17 protein-coding genes are annotated in these 20,241 nt (G+C 47.6%); 9 read left to right on the top strand and 8 right to left on the bottom strand.

Annotated features, from left to right (window positions below; translation table 11 throughout):
* Positions 1 to 42 precede the first annotated feature (42 nt).
* Positions 43 to 1,560 (bottom strand): sugar ABC transporter ATP-binding protein, encoded by a 1,518-nt coding sequence (locus BCT27_RS05135; RefSeq protein WP_102390125.1) that lies wholly within the window; start codon positions 1,558 to 1,560, stop codon positions 43 to 45.
* A 14-nt stretch (positions 1,561 to 1,574) separates the two neighbouring features.
* On the bottom strand, positions 1,575 to 2,666 hold the full coding sequence (torT, locus tag BCT27_RS05130) for a TMAO reductase system periplasmic protein TorT (protein WP_102395224.1): 1,092 nt from the start codon (positions 2,664 to 2,666) through the stop codon (positions 1,575 to 1,577).
* 283 nt (positions 2,667 to 2,949) lie between these two features.
* Between torT and BCT27_RS05125 the strand changes: the two genes are divergently transcribed.
* Positions 2,950 to 3,861, top strand: coding sequence for a LysR family transcriptional regulator (locus tag BCT27_RS05125; RefSeq protein WP_102315946.1), 912 nt, complete (start codon positions 2,950 to 2,952; stop codon positions 3,859 to 3,861).
* Between the two features lie 59 nt (positions 3,862 to 3,920).
* Here the strand turns inward: BCT27_RS05125 and BCT27_RS05120 are convergent, their stop codons facing one another.
* Entirely contained in the window at positions 3,921 to 5,141 is a 1,221-nt protein-coding gene (locus BCT27_RS05120; protein WP_102395223.1) for an EAL domain-containing response regulator, read from the bottom strand.
* 923 nt (positions 5,142 to 6,064) lie between these two features.
* On the opposite strand from BCT27_RS05120, the gene BCT27_RS05115 reads away from it, so the two are divergent.
* Positions 6,065 to 8,164, top strand: coding sequence for an EAL domain-containing protein (locus tag BCT27_RS05115; RefSeq protein WP_102395261.1), 2,100 nt, complete (start codon positions 6,065 to 6,067; stop codon positions 8,162 to 8,164).
* A 181-nt stretch (positions 8,165 to 8,345) separates the two neighbouring features.
* On the top strand, positions 8,346 to 8,966 hold the full coding sequence (locus BCT27_RS05110) for a 3'-5' exonuclease (protein WP_102315944.1): 621 nt from the start codon (positions 8,346 to 8,348) through the stop codon (positions 8,964 to 8,966).
* A 15-nt stretch (positions 8,967 to 8,981) separates the two neighbouring features.
* Here BCT27_RS05110 and BCT27_RS05105 read toward each other — a convergent pair whose 3' ends face one another.
* Positions 8,982 to 9,887, bottom strand: a complete 906-nt coding sequence (locus BCT27_RS05105) for a LysR family transcriptional regulator (protein ID WP_102395222.1) — start codon at positions 9,885 to 9,887, stop codon at positions 8,982 to 8,984.
* A 114-nt stretch (positions 9,888 to 10,001) separates the two neighbouring features.
* Here BCT27_RS05105 and BCT27_RS05100 point away from each other — a divergent pair, with 114 nt between their 5' ends.
* The 3 genes from BCT27_RS05100 to BCT27_RS05090 are packed head-to-tail and all read left to right on the top strand — an operon-like array spanning position 10,002 to position 12,313.
* The gene (locus BCT27_RS05100) at positions 10,002 to 10,748 is read left to right on the top strand and encodes an outer membrane protein (protein ID WP_102395221.1); all 747 of its coding nucleotides are present in this window, start codon (positions 10,002 to 10,004) and stop codon (positions 10,746 to 10,748) included.
* A gap of 32 nt (positions 10,749 to 10,780) precedes the next feature.
* Positions 10,781 to 11,335 carry a luciferase domain-containing protein gene (locus BCT27_RS05095; RefSeq protein WP_017011684.1) on the top strand — a complete coding sequence of 185 codons (555 nt, stop codon included), beginning with the start codon at positions 10,781 to 10,783 and terminating at the stop codon, positions 11,333 to 11,335.
* Between the two features lie 51 nt (positions 11,336 to 11,386).
* Positions 11,387 to 12,313 (top strand): hypothetical protein, encoded by a 927-nt coding sequence (locus BCT27_RS05090; RefSeq protein ID WP_102395220.1) that lies wholly within the window; start codon positions 11,387 to 11,389, stop codon positions 12,311 to 12,313.
* A 32-nt stretch (positions 12,314 to 12,345) separates the two neighbouring features.
* Here BCT27_RS05090 and BCT27_RS05085 read toward each other — a convergent pair whose 3' ends face one another.
* Positions 12,346 to 12,561 carry a hypothetical protein gene (locus tag BCT27_RS05085; protein ID WP_102315939.1) on the bottom strand — a complete coding sequence of 72 codons (216 nt, stop codon included), beginning with the start codon at positions 12,559 to 12,561 and terminating at the stop codon, positions 12,346 to 12,348.
* A 375-nt stretch (positions 12,562 to 12,936) separates the two neighbouring features.
* On the opposite strand from BCT27_RS05085, the gene bufA2 reads away from it, so the two are divergent.
* The 3 genes from bufA2 to BCT27_RS05070 are packed head-to-tail and all read left to right on the top strand — an operon-like array spanning position 12,937 to position 14,833.
* A complete protein-coding gene (gene bufA2 / locus BCT27_RS05080; protein WP_017011686.1) occupies positions 12,937 to 13,221 on the top strand; it encodes a BufA2 family periplasmic bufferin-type metallophore in 285 nt (94 codons plus the stop codon).
* Between the two features lie 17 nt (positions 13,222 to 13,238).
* Entirely contained in the window at positions 13,239 to 14,066 is an 828-nt protein-coding gene (gene bufB, locus BCT27_RS05075; protein ID WP_102315938.1) for an MNIO family bufferin maturase, read from the top strand.
* Complete coding sequence (locus BCT27_RS05070) at positions 14,063 to 14,833, top strand: HvfC/BufC N-terminal domain-containing protein (RefSeq protein WP_102395219.1); 771 nt, start codon at positions 14,063 to 14,065, stop codon at positions 14,831 to 14,833. The genes bufB and BCT27_RS05070 overlap by 4 nt, the downstream gene beginning before the upstream one ends.
* Positions 14,834 to 14,852: 19 nt before the next feature.
* On the opposite strand, the gene BCT27_RS05065 is transcribed toward BCT27_RS05070, so the two are convergent.
* Genes BCT27_RS05065 through BCT27_RS05055 form a run of 3 tightly spaced genes read right to left on the bottom strand, consistent with a single transcriptional unit; the run spans position 14,853 to position 20,025 of the window.
* Positions 14,853 to 15,752 (bottom strand): helix-turn-helix domain-containing protein, encoded by a 900-nt coding sequence (locus tag BCT27_RS05065; RefSeq protein WP_102395218.1) that lies wholly within the window; start codon positions 15,750 to 15,752, stop codon positions 14,853 to 14,855.
* A gap of 59 nt (positions 15,753 to 15,811) precedes the next feature.
* The gene (locus tag BCT27_RS05060) at positions 15,812 to 18,898 is read right to left on the bottom strand and encodes an efflux RND transporter permease subunit (RefSeq protein ID WP_102395217.1); all 3,087 of its coding nucleotides are present in this window, start codon (positions 18,896 to 18,898) and stop codon (positions 15,812 to 15,814) included.
* On the bottom strand, positions 18,895 to 20,025 hold the full coding sequence (locus BCT27_RS05055; RefSeq protein WP_102395216.1) for an efflux RND transporter periplasmic adaptor subunit: 1,131 nt from the start codon (positions 20,023 to 20,025) through the stop codon (positions 18,895 to 18,897). The genes BCT27_RS05060 and BCT27_RS05055 overlap by 4 nt, the downstream gene beginning before the upstream one ends.
* Positions 20,026 to 20,241: the final 216 nt, after the last annotated feature.

Below are 20,241 nucleotides of genomic sequence, written 5' to 3'. Positions count from 1 at the left end.
GCTCTTCACTTCCTGTCTGTCCCATGCTCATCTTTTAGAGGTTCAACTCGCAGCACTTTCGGTTTCTTCTCGATGAAAGAAATGACCCAAAATATTCTGCTCAGTGATGTCATCCCCCGTAAAATGCGCTTTGATTTCACCTTCATGCATCACGTACGCGCGGTGAGTTAGATTCAGGATCTCAGGCAAATCGGAAGAGATAATCACAACCGCTGCGCCTTGTTCACATAACTCACCGATAAAGGCGTAGATCTCTGAGCGAGTGGCGACATCGACCCCCACCGTTGGCTCATCGAAGATGTACAGCGACACACCGCGTGTGAGGCATTTCGCCAGCAATACTTTCTGTTGGTTTCCGCCGCTAAATTGAGATACATCCCTTTCGGTATCCATCGGATAGAGGCGTAAGCGCGACGCTAAGCGTTCAGCAATGTCCTTTTCATGACGACGATTCACCAAACTGCCGGATGCTTTAAAGGGAGGAGTGTCCAACGATGCTAGGCCAATGTTTTCCCTGCCACTTCGCACCATCATCAAACCTTCTTCTTTGCGGTCTCGGGAGTTATAGAACATGCCCATTTCCAGCATTTCCCGAGGCGAAAAGCCCGTCACGTTTTCACCATAAAAAGTGACCTGACCGGATTCGACGGTTTCGATACCAAAACACGCTCTCAGTGCTTCCGATTTCCCACACCCCACTAACCCTGCAAACCCAACTACTTCACCTTCCGCAACACTGAACGTGGCGCTCTGAACGGTGCCATCAGACGTTTGAAGCTCTGATACCTGCAAAACGGTTTCCCTTCGGTTACATGGAATGTCTGGATAAAGCTGGGAGATAACTCTCCCTGTCATCATTTCCACCAGCTCGTCGTCCGTCACCTCTTCGGCATTTACCGTCCCGATGTGTTTTCCATCACGCAATACAGAGATACGATCAGCAATGCGGTGAATTTCCGCCATACGGTGCGTGATATAGAAAATCCCCACACCTTTCGCTTTGAGTTCATCGACAAGTTCAAAGAGTTGTTCGGTTTCCTTTTCCGTCAACGATGCCGTCGGTTCATCCAGAATCAGTACCGACACATCACTGCGCAGTGCTTTGGCAATCTCAACCATTTGCTGACCCGCGCGAGAAAGCTGTCCGACGACTTGTGTTGGCGACAAATCAAAGTCAAATTTTTCCAGCTCTTTCTCGACGAGTTCCTGACTGGTCTTTTGGTCAATGAAGCGCCAATTGGTGGGTTCATCCCCCAATAACAAGTTCTCGCCTACCGTCAGCGACTCAACCAAAGAGAACTCCTGAAACACCGCACTGATCCCATTAAGGCGTGCGTCGTACACCGAGTTGAAACGCACGGGCTCCCCGTTGAATATCAGTTGTCCATTGGAAGGAGGCATCACCCCTGCCACCATGGAAATAAGTGTCGATTTACCTGCGCCGTTCTCGCCAAACAGCACATGTACCTCGCCAGGTTCCAGGGTTAAGCTGACATCATCCAATGCCAGCACACCTGGGTATTGCTTAGAGACATGCTCAAGTCGAAGCAACTCACCCATGATCAGAACTCCTTTTACTGATCGACGGAGAACGTCGGTCTATAGCCATCTGGCGCAAGCGATGTCGTTTTTTCGAAGTCATTAATGTTGCTCTCATCGATGACATACAGCTTGGGACCAACGTGTTTTAGGTAGGGCTTCTCTTCTAGAATGCGAACAGCCTGATCAATAGCGATTCGGCCTTGGATGACTGAAGAATCTGTTGGTGCAGCAAGGATTTGGCCGCGACGAATACCTTGGTAAACACCGGGGGTGAAGTAGTAGGAAACGATATTGATATCATCAGAAAGGCCACGCGCACGCAGTAAGCCTGTTGCCGCTTCCGCGGTGACCGCTGTGCCAACGATATATTTAAGGTCAGGATGTGCTTCAAGCGTGTCCTCAACCAGTTTGAGTTGGACCTCCTTTCCGGTATCACCATATTTGGTTTCAACCAACTCTATCGCACTGCCTTTAATGGCTTTTTGAAAACCTGTATTGCCCGCCTCTACCCAGCCCGCGCCCGGGGGACCCGGAAACCACGCCACTTTAACGGGTTCAGATCCCGCGGGATGACGCTCTGCAATGTATTCGCCTGCCTTAAAACCCATTTCACCGAAAGAAACTAAGGACTTGGCGTGAATATCAGTGGATGACATGCCGTTGATGATGTCGATAACAGGAATGTTTTTTTCCGCGAGCGTACTCACGAGGTTATTCAGGCCATCGAAAGAAATCGCGCCAATCACAACCGCGTCAGCACCAGAGGAAACACAATCTTCAATCTGTGAGATTTGATTGTTCAGCTTGGTGTAGCCACCCGCCTCAACCAATTGCACTTTCACGCCCAGACGACGCGCTTCGTCTATCACGCCATAATTGACCGATGTCCAATAGGCATCTTTCAAATGAGGAAAAGAGACACAGATATCCCATGTGGAAGCCGCTGATTCCAAGGGCGCATAGTGCTCAGCCGACCTTGGACTTTTCATATCAAACGCGGGTTTCCAGACTTCAACGGGGTATGGAAACCAGTTATCTGCGTTGGCGATACCGACTTGGGTAAACAACAGACCCGCAGACAAACACGTACCACTTACTATATGAAAGAGAGATTTCCTGTTCATAACATCCATCCATTTATTAACGAAAAAGTTCGGCGTGTCATTTCTCGTGAGACTCGCACCAAACGTTAAATAGATGTTATTATTTCGATGTTGATATGTATAATTCTAAGAATTGAATAGTTTTATCAATTTTTTAGATACCTATACACCGGAAATGGGAAAATAGACGCCTTGTTTATTATCATAAATATCAATAAGTAAATTCAAAATTGGATAATATTTATTATCTTCATCAAAAATAGAGATATTAAATTTTTGGAATTATTAAGAGGATTTTTCAGAAATGATGCCCACACTACGCCAAATTCGATATTTTATTGCCACCGCTAACACGGGTCAGGTGTCACAAGCTGCGATGGATTTGAACGTTTCGCAGTCCGCCATAACAACATCATTAAAATCTCTCGAAGAAATGCTGGATGCGTCTTTGTTCACACGCCATTCCCAAGGCATGGCGCTCACTTATGAAGGAAATCAATTCCTTCAGCACGCGCGTTACATCATGTCAGCAGTAGAAGAAGCGATGAGAATTCCAAGCCGCAGCCATGAAAAAATCGTAGGTAAAATCCGCATCGCGATGTCGTATACCGTGGCTGGGTATTTTGCGCCTCCTTATCTCGTCAGATTTCAACGAAGTTTTCCTCAAGTTGAAATTCAGCTTTTTGAGGCGCAGCGTGAGCAGATAGAGGAAGGACTCGCGTCGGGACAATACGATTTAGCCATGATGCTAACGTCAAACCTTGTCAACCAAGAAGATATTGCATTTGAAGTGTTGTTGAGTTCAAGACGACGACTCTGGTTAGGCACCAACCACCCTCTACGCCAAAAAAAGCACATATCTCTACAAGATGTGGCAGATGAGCCTTACATTATGTTGGCCGTCGATGAAGCCAGTAACACGGCGCAGAGATATTGGAATCAAACCTCATATCGACCGAACGTGGTGTTTCGCACCTCATCTGTTGAGGCAGTGCGAAGCATGGTTGCAAATGGCTACGGGGTTTCCATTCTTTCAGATATGGTTTATCGACCTTGGTCGTTAGAGGGCCGACGCGTTGAAGTACATACGCTTGAGGACTCTGTTCCCGGCATGGACGTCGGCATTGCGTGGAATAAGAAAAAAGAACTCACGCCGGCTGAAGTCGCGTTCTGTGAGTTCGTCCGACTTACTGTTGTCGCAGGCATCAACTCCTAAAAGGGAAGCCACGCTGTGTTTTATCTGGCAAAGAAATACAAAGGATAATGACATTTGTCTTAAGCGCGGTTGGCGTTCGCTTGCTCACGCCAACGCGAGTGCCATTGAGTAAGTTGTTCGATCGGTTTAGGTCGGCAAATCAAAAAACCTTGGATCAGCATGTTTGGATAGTGCGTGACCAAGTATTCCAGCTCTTCTATTTCTTCAACACCCTCAGCCACCAGCTTGAAATTATCGGTGGGTGAAAAAGTAGCAAGAGACCGCACAACCGCCTGACTGAAAGGGTCGTTGTGGATTTGGCGCACCAAGGAGCGGTCAATTTTCACTTCGGTGAACGGCAAGCTTCTTAACTGCTGAATGTTGGTGAACCCTGTTCCAAAATCATCCATCGACACCCCATATCCCTGAATGCGTAAACGGTTGAGCGATTCCAATTGCTCGGCAGATTTCAGCGCATGTTCCTCAGTGATTTCGAGGATGATTTGATGCTTGTCGATGTTCTGCGCATCAAACAATTGATGAAGACGTTTAGGAATATCCAGATCGGAAAGTTGAGTCGGTGAGAGGTTGATACTGATGGACACGTCACTGCCAAACGCCGTTAGCAACGCCGGCATATCGATGGAGATTTTCTGAGCCAGCTGCATGGTGATGGTATCGACAAGATCGTGCTGGATCGCTGTGCCAATGAAGTTATCCGGTAAGATCGTCTCGCTATTTTCCTCTACCTCTATCCTCGCCACCACTTCCAAGCTTTCGATGCAATTACTGATGGGATTTAGCTTGGGTTGGTAGTAAGGAACGATGCTGTCACGAGATATGTGACCGACCAATTCGTCGCGGGTCATTTTTTCTAAATGAAAACGTTTTTTCCGCCCCACATACCCCATGCGTTTCAATACCCGCGAAAGGCCATCGCGGCAAATGGGTTTTGCAATACTGCCCAACAAATAGACCTCTTGTTGTTGGGCAATGTTAGCGGCCAACTCTACAACACGGGTTTCCAAATCAGAAACGATGCACACACCACCGCGAAACCCGAGATTACCAAGTTCCCGAATCACACCCATGCCATCAATTTCTGGCATGTTCAAATCCGTCAGAACCACGTCATACTTCTTGGGGTTTTGCTTCACCGCGTCGAGCGCCAATTGCGGCTTTGTGAAGCTGACTACGTTGTTATATCCGAGTTGAGAGAGCACCGATTCGATCATGATGATCATGCTTTCTGTGTCATCAATGACGAGTATCCACTTTTCTTTATCCAAATCTTCACCCAAAACTTACTGCATCACGCCGTGAGTCATTATTGTTATTAATTATTCTGCTAGAGCGATACGGTGGTGTGAGGATCTCGTATGAAATAGATCACATTGAAACACCAGAATTTCGGATAACTTACCAAGTTAGTGAATGTTAAAAAAGACAAAATGTGTTTCATCTTTGGGATGACGTGTTTATTTTAATTCAATGCAACATCACAATGCTTCTGATATCTAAAAGATTATTCGTCACGTAAATAAATGGGCAGGTAAAAATAATCAAAAGGAATAAAGAGACCTCTCAACTGAACGCGAAAACGTGCATCTCTGTTTACTAAAAAGAATGGTGTCATAATATAAGAAATGAACATTAATGAATTTAATTTCTTATATTCAATAACTTACCACAAATCACTTAATACTAACCTCAGGAGGTTGTCGTCTAAAAACCTCAAGCTGCGCGGAGAAAAAGACTCGCTGTCATTTTGTATCGAAGTGCATTTTTAATGCTTAACGGAAAGTCAAACGCGCTAACACCTTGCATATGCTGTATTTTCTAAAGACGCAAAAATGCAAGTGACATTTTGGTCTTATTTTTGAGAAGAAAATTAACAATTTCATTAAACCTCCTTTATTTGAAGGCACGAGTCCCTCAAATAAACTATTAATAGACACGGGCTAGACAACAAATTGTATATAAGTAAGTAATAAAATACGCATACATAAAATAGCTCGTAATTAAATAAAACAACACAACGCTTTGTTTCTAATGTTCAATTTATCTTTTTCCTACCCAAGAAAAGAGGATCATTGTGCCACTCTTATCGTCTCACTGAGAGAGGAGAGGCCCCTTGATGATTATTGCCTGTCCGTGAATAAAAACACCCTGGTGTATGACACGTTCAATGAAAGGCAACCGCGTAGTATTACGAGAAATTGGTATGAAAACCCCTTTAATGAACAGTTGGTTCGTTCAGCTCTTGTCACCTTCACTACCCCGCCGTTCAGGCGCACTCAGCGCACTACGAGATGGCATGCTTTGGCTTGTTCCCTGTTTGATTCTGTCGAACATATTGATATTCGCATCTAGCTTGCTCGATTTTTTCGGTTTAGACGAGCCCCTGTTGGTGGATGGGCTCCATCAACTCAACGATTGGTTAACGAGTCTCTACCCCTATTTTTTTGCCGCCTCCATCAGCATGATGCTCGCAATCTACTGGCGGTTACCTCGCCCACCCATCGCCATTTTGAACATGGCCTACATTGCGGTCACAGCACAAATTCTCGGTCACGAAGGCCAAGCTGAAGCCACCTTGTTATTGTTTGTTGGTCTCACTATGCCGCTCTATAGTGTGCCACTGCTTTCCAAATTAGAACGCATGCCTTTCGCTCGAATTCTAGAAACCGAACTGGCTGGCAAACCCGTCAAAGATTCCATGAACCTGATGCTACCGGGGGCGCTTGTCGCAGCGGCTGTCGCCGTCGTGGCATTCGCACTTAATGCCTTATTCAATTATTTCGAGTTCGACGTCCTATTGAATGCTTTTCATGGAATGGATGTTGAAAACAACCCTATCGAATCAGGCTGCACGTTTGCCGCGCTTAATTCCATGTTTTGGTTTATTGGAATACACGGCTATTACGCGCTTACCCCTATGGTTGAGCCATTGATCACCGCGTTGGACATTAACCGCACTGCTGTTCTGGCTGGGGGCCATGCTCCCAATGTGATGAGCCTTTCTACCCTCTCTCTGTTTGTTTTTGTTGGTGGCGCAGGTGCCACACTGGGCCTATCCATCGCGCTGATCGCGTTTTCCAAAAGCAAAATGATGCGGGTAATTGCCATTACCAGTATTCCCCTTGGGCTCTTCAACATAAACGAACTGCTGTTATTCGGATTGCCTATTATCTTCAACCCGCGCTTGTTCCTTCCCTTTCTTTTCACGCCACTCGTGAACGTTGTTGTGACCGTACTTGTGCTGCAAATGGGCTTGGTCGCCGTGCCTTACACATTGGCGCCGATGAGTAGCCCAATCATCATCAATGCATACGTAGCAACAGGCGGGGACATTTCTGCTATTGTGTTGCAGCTCTTTATTATTGCCCTCAATGTGCTGATCTATCTGCCTTTCGTGCGCAGAATCGACAATCAAGCCAAGCAGCAAGAGGTCTACATACCGTCTCTCGACACCACCTTTACTCGCAGCGAAGAAGAAGCATATGTGCTTTCTGTTGATCCAGTACGCGAAACGTTGCTTCGCTCAAAAGAAATGGAAGACACTCACAAGAGCATGGCACTTTTCTCTAACCGCGAGTTTTACTTAGAATACCAACCACAGATCAATTCCATTACGCAAAAGGTCGTCGGAATGGAAGCCTTAATTCGGGTGAGAGACCAGCGAGGCAATGTCGAGTTACCCGCTGATTTTCTGCATATTTTCGAGAAAGCCAACATGATGAGCGACATTGATGTTTGGGTCGTCAAAAATAGCGTGGCGCAGTGTGAAGCATGGATACGCGAAGGATTGGAAATTCCGATCAGTGTGAACATCACCAGCCCAACGCTGACCAATGCACAAAAGGTGGGAGACATTCTTCTGCTGATTGAACGCGTACCCGGATTGATCCATTTCGAGATAACCGAAGATACATTGATTCAAAACGAAATCATGGTGGGGGATTCGATTCGCCGATTGCATGAGGCTGGCGCGCGCGTTCACATTGATGATTTTGGCACCGGCTACAGTTCGCTCAGCTACCTAAACCGGTTTGATATTGACGCACTCAAGATTGATCAAAGTTTCGTGGCTGCACTCAGCAATGAAAAGGGTCAGAAAGTGTTTAACGGCTTAATAGCCATTGCCAACGAGCTCGATATCAAAATTATTGTCGAAGGCGTAGAGACCAAGGAGCAATATGCTTACGTCTCACAGAAAGCGGATGTAGAAGTACAAGGTTGGTATTTCTCACGCGCCATCGCCGCGAACGATTTCGCCAGCTTCAACATTCAACACACCGCCACAATGAACGCAAATATCTAGTTGGACGACAGCCATTGATGCATGCAGACAGAGCACTGAAACGTGCTCTTCTCACTTTCGCATTATCGCTCTCGCTAGCATCGATTCATCGGCGATGTGCTCGCGAACACATTCCTAAGTCAACCGTGTCTCTGTATACTCCGCCTTATTGCACTATCGCACATCAACAAGGTTCCATTTCATGCCATCAACACCCGCGCATTCCGTTATCGTTCTCGACTTCGAAACCACAGGCTTATCACCGAACATGGGCGATCGCGCCATCGAAATCGGTGCGGTTAAATTAGTGAATGGTGACGTCGTCGATACCTTCCAAGAATTGATGAATCCAGGCCGTCGCGTCAGCAGTTTTATCGAGGGTTACACGGGTATCACCAACAACATGCTTCGCACTGCAGCAAGTTGTGAAGACGTTATGGCGAAATTTGGACATTTCATTGGCGACAGCCACCTTGTTGCGCACAATGCCTCGTTCGATAAGCGTTTTCTTGATGCTGAATTAGAACGTGTGAACGTGCGTTATTCTGGCCAGTTTGCGTGTTCAATGTTGATTGCTCGCCGCTTGATACAAGATGCACCTACCCACAAATTGGGCGATTTAGTGCGCTTCAAACACATCGACAACGACGGCGTCTTTCACCGCGCACTGGCCGATGCTCAAATGACTGCAAAACTCTGGATGGTAATGATCGACGAGCTAGAACAACAAGGCGTGTTCGACCCGAGCTTCAAACTGATGCAGACCATCAGTAAAACCAGCAAGGGTGCAATGAGAGGCTTATTTGAGAAAGTGCGTGCTTAGTCGTTAAACGCGCCGCTAGCGCGTCGGCGCAACGGAGTAATACTGTTCTTTTTCCGCCAGAAAACGGGCAAGCAACAGCGTCAGATTGGCGCGTCGAGATTTGTCTGGCCAGACGGCGTAGCAGCCTAAAGGACTAAGCGTCCATTCTGGCAGCAGGTGAACAAGCTTGCCCGACGTCACCCCCTCTTCAGCAAGGTGCCACGGCAGTACTGTCACACCCACGTTTTGCTGCACTAAATGCGCCAGAGCATCGATGCTGTCGACCTGCAGGCGATAGTTATTGAAAGCAATCACGCAGGTTTCGTCATTTGCGGTGAATTCAATGTTCTCATTGCGCTGTTTGTAGCTGATCCAATCCCACGATTGCACATCTTCGGGTGTTTTAGGGCTAGGGCGAGACGCGACATATTCAGTCCCTGCAACCAACACTCGCTGATATTCCCCAAGCTTTCGCGCCACCATGGAACTGTCCTCGAGCCAACCCATTCGAATATTCAAATCGAAACCGTTCTCCAATAACCCGACAAGATGGTCGGTATAAGAAACTGACAAGGTAACGCGAGGGTATTCGCGGACAAATTCGGCCAAAATCGTAGAGATCCGAGAAGAGGCCATATAGGCAGGCAGCGACACATTCAGCGCACCAAGCGGCTCAACGGACAAGGCATTCAGCTCATCCAACCCCATTTCCGCATTCCGAAGCATTTCCACCACGCGGGGATAAAACAACTTCCCTTCATTACTCAGTGCAAGTTTTCGTGTGGTGCGGTAAAGCAAGGTGATCCCCAAATGGTCTTCAAGATCTGACACGGTTTGGCTCACTCGAGACGGTGCCAAGTTCAAATCTTTTGCCGCTGCACGAAAAGAACCTTCGTCCACCACGCGGGCAAATATCGCCATGTGCTTTAGGTAATCAATCATTGTTCTGCTTTACGGAATTATATCTTCTGATAATACAGGATAACAGATGTAAACAATTTGTTGTAACTTCTCACTGCGTAATACACCACATCACGTAACGCGAAGGGAGACATCATGAATTTAACGCGCACACCTCTATATGTTGCCGCATTCGCAACGACCTTTTTATCAGGTCTCGCTAGCGCAGAAGGCTTATACGTCACAGGTTTATTGGGTAAAAGCTACCAAGCGACAGACTCAGAACCTTACGGTAACAACATCGCACAAGATGCCGATTTCCCCGGTAAGTTCGGCGCAGGTGACGGCACCGTAAGCACGTTGGGCTTGGGCTATGTGATCAACGAACAATTCCGCATTGAAACGCGTTTGGGCTATCGCGAAGGCAAATTTAATAGCCAACGTGTAGGCACTGGTGCACGCACAGGTGAAGAATATGTGCTTAACGGCAAACTCAAGAGCACGACGCTGACTGTGGAAGGTTTCTACGACGTTGACACTGGCACTGCATTTACCCCTTACATAAAGGCAGGCGTGGGTGTGGCACGAAACGAATATTCAGCACGTTTAGGTGGCGCAGGTGTGAATACGTTTATCGATCAAATAGGTGGCACGTTCGATTCCATTGATGGGACTGTTGACGGCTACTACGATGACTATGCTGACGAAACCTCGACCGAATTTACGTGGAACGTCGGTGTTGGTGCTAGCTATGACATCACTGACCAGTTGAGTCTGATCGGTGAGTACCAATACATTTCATTGGGTGATGCCACCACTGGCCAAGATTCATTCACTGACGGCTTTCGTATCGATGACGCAACCGCACATGAAGTGCAAGTGGGCTTGCGTTACCACTTCTAAACCAATCTACAACTCAATCACGGAGTGATGTTATGAGCACGAAACGGAAAATCAGCGCGCTATTTGCCTTCATTTTGTCATCTTCTGTCGTTCAAACATCCTTCGCGACTGGCGTTGAAACGTTACCAACAAGAACCAGCCCTGTCCCTGCTACGACAAACAGCGTGCCGCATGTTCAGCTAGGCGGAGAATCAAACCCTGCTTTGTTGAAAGATCTGATGGCCCGTGCTTCTCGCATTCCTGGTGTGGATATTCGAGAGACTGTGATTTCCATGTCTGGGACAAAAGGGTTCTGGATTGAAGAGCACGTATCACTGGCAAACCCACAATCTATTGTGGGTGGTCGCGAATTCGCCCACATGCACCCAGATGGCAGTTTGCATGCCTCATTGTCACCCGATTTAGCCGTAAAAGCGGTCAATGCTGGGTGGGCGACACCTCACCCTTGGTCGAAAAAAAGATTGGGCTGGGAGGGGTTTGTGATGATTTATACCCCTACCACTGACAGCGAAGTCGATACCGTTTACCAACTCATACTGGCGTCTTTTGATTTCGTTACAGGGCAGAAATTGTCCTCACTTCAGTAACCGTTTTTTCTCGCTACGCCATTTATCAGAATATGAAACCGGAGCTATTTCATGACGACGAGCATGACAACGAAAATTCGTAGAGCAGCAATCAACCCGCGCACCGCCCTTATTGGCGCGTTATGTTTAGGCGTTACGGCCTGCCACAGTAACCAAATAAAACTCAGCAATTCAGATGTCGACTTTTCTAACTGCCGTGAAATCGCTGGCGGCATAGTGGTCGCAAAGGCCGATTTACAATCGCAGGTGCCTGAAGGCATCACGGTGAATAGCCTGACCGACATGGGATTTGTGTTCGAAGGGTCCGATGAACAAGGCATGCTGATCGTGCGCTCGCTCTCATGTGAAGCCATTCAAGTCACGGATGCAAAGGACAGAGTACGTACAGATAACAACGTTGCTTTTGTACATGTGGGCACACCGATTAATGTGTCAAACCTTCCAGCCACCACGTATTCAAACGACAGCGTGAATGGTGCAGATTTCAACATTTACGCACTCAGCTACCAAACCTCATCGCCAGCTTACTTCGGTGCAATGAAACGCGCGGGGATGCAGAACATTGATTTGAATGAAGGCATCGTCAATGAACTCACTGACAACGATCCCAACACATGCAGCACAGCAAACTTGAAGGTCAACGTGCCAGGTGAGAGCCAATACGCGTTGGGCATTACAGGTGATGTTGTTGAAGCCACCGCTGAATGCCATGTTGGCGGCGCTGATTTCATTGCAAACTGGTGGTCTGTCGATAAACACGATCGTGTGACTGCGTTGAGCAATGAGGTTATCGATCAAACCTTCACCGACACCGCAGGCCCTGATGTGTTTGTCGTCACCAATGATGGCACGACTATCAATGAACTGATTGGTACAAACCGCAGCGCATTTACGGGCTTTTCAGGCAGCGGTTACATCCCATCTGAAGGGCTTGGCAACGTTGACATGGTGGCAGAAGCGTTGGGACCATTGAACTGATCATTGTTCATATTATATACGTAGAGAGTGCTTCACCCTCGCACTTCACAGCCTCTATCGTATAGAAACAACATAGCTGCTGACATCCACTGCTCAGCGGCTTTTTTTAGGTTTATCCAAAGAGGTTTTGTTTTCGTTCTATCAAGTAGAGAAACAAACGAATTAATTCTAAACCTCTCTTTTTCATTCCATGTCTGATTTTTTATCTCGCCGTAAAATAAGCAGAAAACGGCAATAGCCATTTCCATACTGCGTCTGTTTCCATCGAAGAAAATAAACCGTCACTCCAACTGTAAAAGCTAAAAAACGCACTATATGCACCTTTCTGCAAAACAACACACGCCAAATTAAGTCTCATTTATTGAATGATTTCAGTCACTTTGAGACAAACATGCAACACCTTTTGGCACTCTATCTCCTCACCCAAAATAATTATCAGAAAAACAATGTGTTAAAAGTATTTTCCATATTTTTTACATTTTTGAAATAAACTCAGAATGTCGTGGGTCTCTTTAATTGGATTCGACATACGTCAATACCAGATGGTGGCAGTGCTCTCAATTCTACTCACTTTTAGAGCACAACAATGGCTACTCATTCTTAATACATATTGGAGATAGACCATGAACAATATCGCAAAAACAAGCACATTCGCATCTGTAGCACTGGCTCTAGCAATGAGCGCAAGCGTATCAGCCGCTGAACTTCCAGCGGGCAGCTCTGGCTCAGCGATTGGTGCGGGTGACAAAGTTCACTGTTACGGCATCCACTCTTGTAAAGGCAACTCAGACTGTAAAACTGCTGAAAATGCGTGTAAAGGCCAGAACGTTTGTGCAGGTCACGGCTTTAAAGCAATGGAAGCGAAAGAGTGCCTGAACGAAGGCGGCACTATCTCTGATATCAAGTAATTTGTAGGAGAACGGAAATGACTTCAGGCTTTGGCTTAGGATTACGCACTCAACATTACAACGATTTTTTGACTGCGCCGCAGCCCGTTGATTGGCTCGAAGTCATTTCCGATAATTACATGGTCGATGGCGGAAAGCCATTGACCATGCTAGACCGCATTCGTGCCGATTACCCCATGGCAATGCATGGTGTATCAATGTCGATAGGCTCTATCAATGGCCTTGATACCGACTACCTCAAACGCCTCAAAAAACTTGAGCAACGCATAGAACCCATGTGGGTGTCTGATCACCTTTGCTGGACAGGCGTGCATGGACGAAAACTCCACGATTTAATGCCCCTGCCCTTTACGCAAGAAGCGCTCGACGTGGTGATCCGTAACGTTCACCAAGCGCAAGAAGTACTTCAGCGCCCTTTGGTGTTAGAAAATGTATCTAGCTACGTGGAATTTACCTCGTCACAAATGACAGAATGGGAATTTCTCGCAGCCATTCATGAAGCTACAGGCGCAAAGCTACTGCTGGATATCAACAATATCTATGTCAGCGCCTTCAACCACGGCTTCTCTTCGAAAGAATTTCTCAACGGCATTCCCGTTGGCAGTGTTCAACAATTCCATTTAGCGGGTCACCAAAATAACGGCGACCATTTGATTGATACACACGATCACCCCGTGTGCGACAGCGTTTGGACACTCTATCAACAAGCACTCGTTCGGTTTGGGGAAACCCCCACCATGATTGAGCGCGACGACAACATTCCGCCGCTCGCCGAGCTATTGGAAGAGCTCGATACCGCGCGAACGATTGCACAAGCCATTCTGCATCCAAAGGTTGCCCTATGAATCTGCTAGAAATACAAGACGACTTTCAACGCACTGTATTGGCGAAAGAAAGTGCAGGTGCGGATTGGGTGACCAAAGCGGCACACGGTATAACGTCTGAACACCGCATTGCCATTTATCACAATGCGTACCGCGTGCGGTTAATGGATGTGCTTTGGGATACGTTTGAACATACCGCGACCTACCTTGGCGATAATTGGTTTCGCCAGTTAGCCGCTGACTATGTGCAGACGCACCACTCCACCTTCAACAACATCGGCTTGTACGGTCAAACGTTCACGACATTTTTGGCTGAACAGCTTCCCAATGATTTGGAAGTGGCTGAATTAGCCACATTGGATTGGACGTTACGTCGCGCCTTCGACGGCGGCAACAGCACAGTGATGACCATGGAAGATCTGCAGCGACTTGCCAGCAGTGACCCGGAGAATTTTGCGCTACACCCTGTCGCGACCTTGACCATCAATACCCTGCAATTCAACACGCTGGAAATCTGGCACGCCATCGATCAGGATGAAACACCACCCGAGGTTGCGCCACTTCCTCACGCCATCGACATACTGATTTGGCGCAAAGGCGATTCACCGCATTTTCGCAGTATTTCACCGTTGGAATCTGCCGCGATTGGCTATGTACGCGAAGGCGATGCCTTGAATGATATTGGCGCGAAATTGGTGGAAAATTTCCCAGAAGAAGACGTGTCGATGATATTCGGCCAGCTACTCCAACAATGGATTGGCGATGAAGTGCTGGCGGTAAAATCATAACGGTGACGAATGAGAAAGCTTATTTCACTTTGATGGGTATTTGCAGTGAAAAGGTGACACCGCCAGTGTCAGACAGATCAATGTCTCGGATCATTTCTACCAAAACGCCTCTTACATCAACAGACAGTTGCTCTTGTTCTGTACGCTGAAATAAAGATTCAATGGCAGCGATATAACCGATATCCGACGCCACATAGACATCACAACACAAAAAATACCCTTCTTGGATAACGTTATCGTATTCCTCATTGTCCACCTGCCAATCGCCAATCACAGTTTCAATTTCTTCCCATGATTTCTCTATGTCTTTGATCGGCGTGATGCCCATGAGCCGAACAGCTTTCTCACCATAGGCATTGAATACCTTATCCCAGTTGCGGTCATCAAGGGCTATCTTTTTCATCCCTCTTTGCGGGTACCAAACCAACTCGGTTGGCATCGCTTGCGCTAATTCATGCTCCAGCGTGTTCCCTTCGCCTGGGTGCGCCAACTTGTTCATCAACGCCACCGTTTCATTCGCGGTAGATGTAATCCCCATTTTACGGATCTGTTTTGCAGTCACACCCAATTCACGCTTAAGCGCTTTCCCTAATGCTTGCGAGGAAGAAAAGCCGCAATGTTGTGCGATTTCAGTGATGGTCCAAGGTGCATTTTTCATCAACAGATTCACTGCCCGCTGTAATCGCAGTCGGCCTAAGTAATGCCCGGGCGTTTCATGGAACAAATCCGTAAATTGACGATGAAAATGATAAGGAGAAATGGCACTTTTCGTGGCAATTTGTTCCCATGAAAGCTGATCATCAAGATGTTTGTGCATCAAAGTCAGTGCATGTATGAAACGTTTACGCAAATGCTCAGGAAGTTGTTCGAGCAAGGCAACTTCAGGAACGAGGTAAAAAGGGGATGGGGGTTCAGTCATTGGTGCCAGAAAGCATGGGACAATAAGGTTACTATCGCCCCAATACTCCCTAAAATCAATTACACAGCGCTCAAAGACAACTCATCGTCCACTTTCGGTAATTTGCGTGTTGTCATCCCCAGTAACACGGGAATCAAAATCAAGGTAACGACAGTTGCAAACAACTCACCAAACACCAAAGAAACAGCGGCTGGTTTTAAATACTGTGCCTGTTCAGCCGTTTCGCTAAGCAGCGGAATCAATCCACACACCGTGGTGAGCGTGGTCAGGAATATCGCCCGAAAGCGGCTTGTTCCCGCAGTGATCAAAGCGTCTTTTAATGGCATGCCATGTCTATACTCTGCGTTGAACCGCGTAATAAGCACCAAGGAATCGTTGATAACGATGCCTGTCATTGCCATCATGCCAAACATCGACAACAAGCTGATCGGCAAATCCATCACGTAGTGCCCGAATATCGCCCCGGCAAACCCGAAAGGAATTATCGCCATGATAATAAATGGCTGCCAATAGGACTGGAGCGGCACCGCAAGCAAGATGTAAATCAACAAAAGTGTCAGCACCATCGCTGATGTAAACCCATCAGATACATCATCGATTTCTTCAAATTCTCCCCCCGCTTTGATCTCCACATCAGGATATTGGAGGTGCAATGTTTCGATCGTCTTTTCTAGCTGAATAAGTGTCTGTTCTGGCGCTTGGATATCGCGATTTTGTTTCCAATACAGATTCACCACCTGTTCGCGATTTCGACGATGAATGATCTGCGTTTCTTGCTCGTGTTGGAATGTCGCAATGTCGCCTAAGGGAACGCTCTCACCATTCGGCAATTTGACCAAGGCTTGTGCCAATTGCGCTAGCGTTTTACGTTCCTCTCGCGGGTATTTGAGCAGCAACTTAGTCTCTATACCTTGCTCCAATAAGCGATGGATCTCACGTTCTCCAAAGGCTTCTCCGGCCAACCGTGCCAAGGTCGCTTGCGTCACCCCTAATTGCTGACCAAACGCATTTAGCACTATGCGTACCTGAGGCTGTCCGGACTTCCCATCGTCATAAATGTCGCTGACACCTGGCAACGTTTCAAGTGTTTGAGCCAGTTGGCCCGCTACGCGTTTCGCTAACTCTCGATCTCTGGATGAAATAGACACATACGTGCCACCGATTGGTGAATCCGCAGCACTGAATTGCACGGAATACGCACCTTCAATGGCGCCCGTTTGCGCCCGCCACTGATCAATCACCACGTTCCCAGGCAATACACTTAATGCTTCATGGGTTAACTCTACGGTGATTTCTATACTGCCATGACCATCCGACCAAGCCAGCACGTTCACCAACGGTGACGCAACCAGTGGATAGTCATCTTTCAATGCCTGTGCAACGGCCTCAATAGCGGATTCCGTTTGAAACAATGCCTGTTGTTGCAGTGGCAATGGCGCGCCGTCTTCCAGCGAGATTTTTGCCGTGACATAACGACCTGGAATATCGGGGAAAATAGCGCTTCTTATCGATCCTGTTGACCACATCCCATAGGCCAGCACCACGGCTGCAACAAACCCTAATAGCGACGCTAACTTGTATTCTAAAGCCACTTCTAACAGGGGTTTGTAGACATGCATGTTGACTGTTTTTAACCCTTGCCGGGCGGCTTCTTGAACGCGCCGGATTGCACTTTTTGATGGTTTTTGCGGGGACAGGTGCGCCAAATGTGAGGGTAAAATTAGCTTGCTTTCAATCAGGGAGAAGATCAGCGCAAAAATGACGACCGCAGAAAAACCTGCCAGCACTTTGGCTAAATCGTTATCGATCCAAAGCATGGGCGAGAATGCCGCGATGGTCGTCAATACACCAAACACGGTCGCAACTGATACCGAATGCACCCCTTGCCACGCGGCCTCTTGACCATTTAGCCCTTTTGCGCGTTCATCATAAATGGATTCACCAACCACCACGGCATCATCGACCAATATCCCCAGCACCAAGATGAAACCAAACAAGGTAATATCATTAAGGCTATAGTTTGCCAATTGCATGGCCCCTAGCGTGCCAGCCAAAGCAACGGGGATTCCAACAGCCACCCAAAACGCGAGCTTCAGTTCAAGAAAGAGACCAAGCAACAAGATGATGATCGCCAACCCCTGCCACGCATTGTCGCCCAACCTGAAAAGCTGATCCTCAATATAGGGGGCCATATCCGCCATTGTGTCTAACGCAATGTCCGATGGCAGAATGTGACGTTGTGCCGCCAAGGTTTCTTCTATGGCCTTGCTGACGCTCAGTAAATTGTCGGTCTGGCTGGTGCTGATCAACAAAGCAATGGCGTTCTCTCCATTGTTTCTTACAATTGCGCCGCTTTGCTCATAACCTCGGCGTAACGTGGCAATCTCACCTAGATACACCGTACCCGCGGGTCCAGCGACAATCGCTAATCGATGTAGCTTTTGAATATCATCTGCGTAACCATCGCCGCGAATGATCATACGGCCTTTATCACTGACCAATTCACCCGTGCGGGACTCCAGCGACCGCTGTTCAATAAGCGTCGCCAAATCATCTAAACTCAGCCCCAGTTTTTTAAGCTCTGCAGTGTCTGGTTCTATAACCAACTCTGGGAAGCGACTGCCCCAGTTCGTAACATTCGAGATCTGAGCATGCTTCTTAAGTGCCTGTTCGACTTGCCTCGCAATGGGCTGTAATTCGTGGTCACTGCGCGGAGCAGACACCACAACAAATGCAGCAAGATTAGTAAATTCATTTCGGACAACTTGCGGTTTTTCTGCCTGTGTGGGAAACGCATTAATGGTATTCACCCGGTTGCGAATGTCATCCAGCAATTTATTAAGATCAGCACTGCTGGTTTTTCGCACCACCACGCTCGACTGCCCTGCACTTGATTGACTGGTGATGTGTTTGATGCCCGCCACGCCACTAATGGCTTCTTCAATTCGCTGTGTAACGCTTTCATCAATCTGCTTGGCTGTGCCTCCGGGATACGCCACAGTGATCATGACTGACGAAGGCGCAATCTGAGGAAAGGATTCAACCCGTAATTGCCCAGCAGCCATCGCACCACTCACAATAATGGCAATCATCAACAGGTTCGCTCCAACAGGATTATGAATGAACCATTTGGTGAGCCAATTCATTGCGCCACCTCCTGCGCGTTCAAGCGCTGAGGAGAAACATGCTTACCTGGCAACATGGACATCAACGGATACGCCACTACACGGCGCGGATTATCCCGCTCAGTATCAAAGCGAACAAACACCGAATCTTGAACTTGCCCGACGGGCGTGACCCACTCTTTTTGCAGGCGATCTTGCTTGTCTATCGTCCAAACATAACCATCGCGTGTCATCGCACTCAACGGCAAGGCAGAAACCTGTTGTTGCTCCCCCAAATTGACGACCACACTGACCTGCTGATTGGGAAGAAGGCGAGGCTCGTGCTGGTAAGGATAGCTGACCGATAACACCACCTTTCTTTGACGCGTTGCTTCATCAGCTTGTGGAGACACATAGCGCACATCTGCCGGCCATTCATTTGCACTGCGATCAACAATGCGAATCTCAGGCACAATCAACGCAGATTGCACCTTCGGCCAATCCATTTCTGACACAGGCAATTCAATATCTATCGACGCACTCGCCGCCAATTCAAATACGACTTGCCCAGCAACCAACCATTCCCCTGGACTGATATTGCGACGCATGATCACAGCATCAAACGGTGCAACAATATTCGCGTCTCTTAGCAAAACATCCGCGCTCTCATAGGCTTGCTTGGCTCTGTTTAATTCTGCTTTTGCAGCAGCAACTTGAGGCTCCTTTCGTGCAAATGGCGAGCTTTTTGTAAGCGATAGCATACGCAATGCTACCGTCTGCTCATGCTCTGCTTTTTTAAGGTTTAATTCCGCTTGTTTGAGGTCACTGTTTGCCTGCGCCATATTGGATACCAACAGACTGGTATTTAAACGTGCTAACTCCGTGCCTTTCTGCACCAATATGCCCGGCTCAATGTTTGGATTTAGCCACGCCAATCTGGCGCTGCTGGAAGCTTTCAACTGCACAGGCCAGCGCGCCGAGGTTGTCGCCAACAAGGTCAAACTCGATGCATGTGCACTTGGGGTAACGTCTAGTACAGACACGGGGGCTAACACTGGCGGCTTTTCTTTCACCTTTTGCACGTCTGGCTCGAGTTCGTCAACAATCACCAAGGCAAAAAAAATCGCGAGACACCCAGCACCAACCGCAAGAATCTTTTTACGCTTCATGAGGTACCTCCTTGAATATCGACAGCAAGGCAGCCGGCGAGAAGAGGCGGATATAGCGTAAGGATAAGATGATGGTTTTACTCAGTGACATAATGAACCCGACCAATGAATGTCGCGCCAGTATTGCCAATTATGTTAGAAAAAAAGTGTCCCAACTTGCTGTTTTAAATATTCCAGCCACTGGTGTTTTGATTGCGTGAGATTGCGAGATTGCGA

It is taken from the genome of Enterovibrio norvegicus, from assembly GCF_002876705.1.
GTDB classification, from domain to species: Bacteria; Pseudomonadota; Gammaproteobacteria; order Enterobacterales; family Vibrionaceae; genus Enterovibrio; species Enterovibrio norvegicus_B.
The sequence above is the reverse complement of the archived record's forward strand: the minus strand, read 5'-3'. Positions and strand labels throughout refer to the sequence as shown.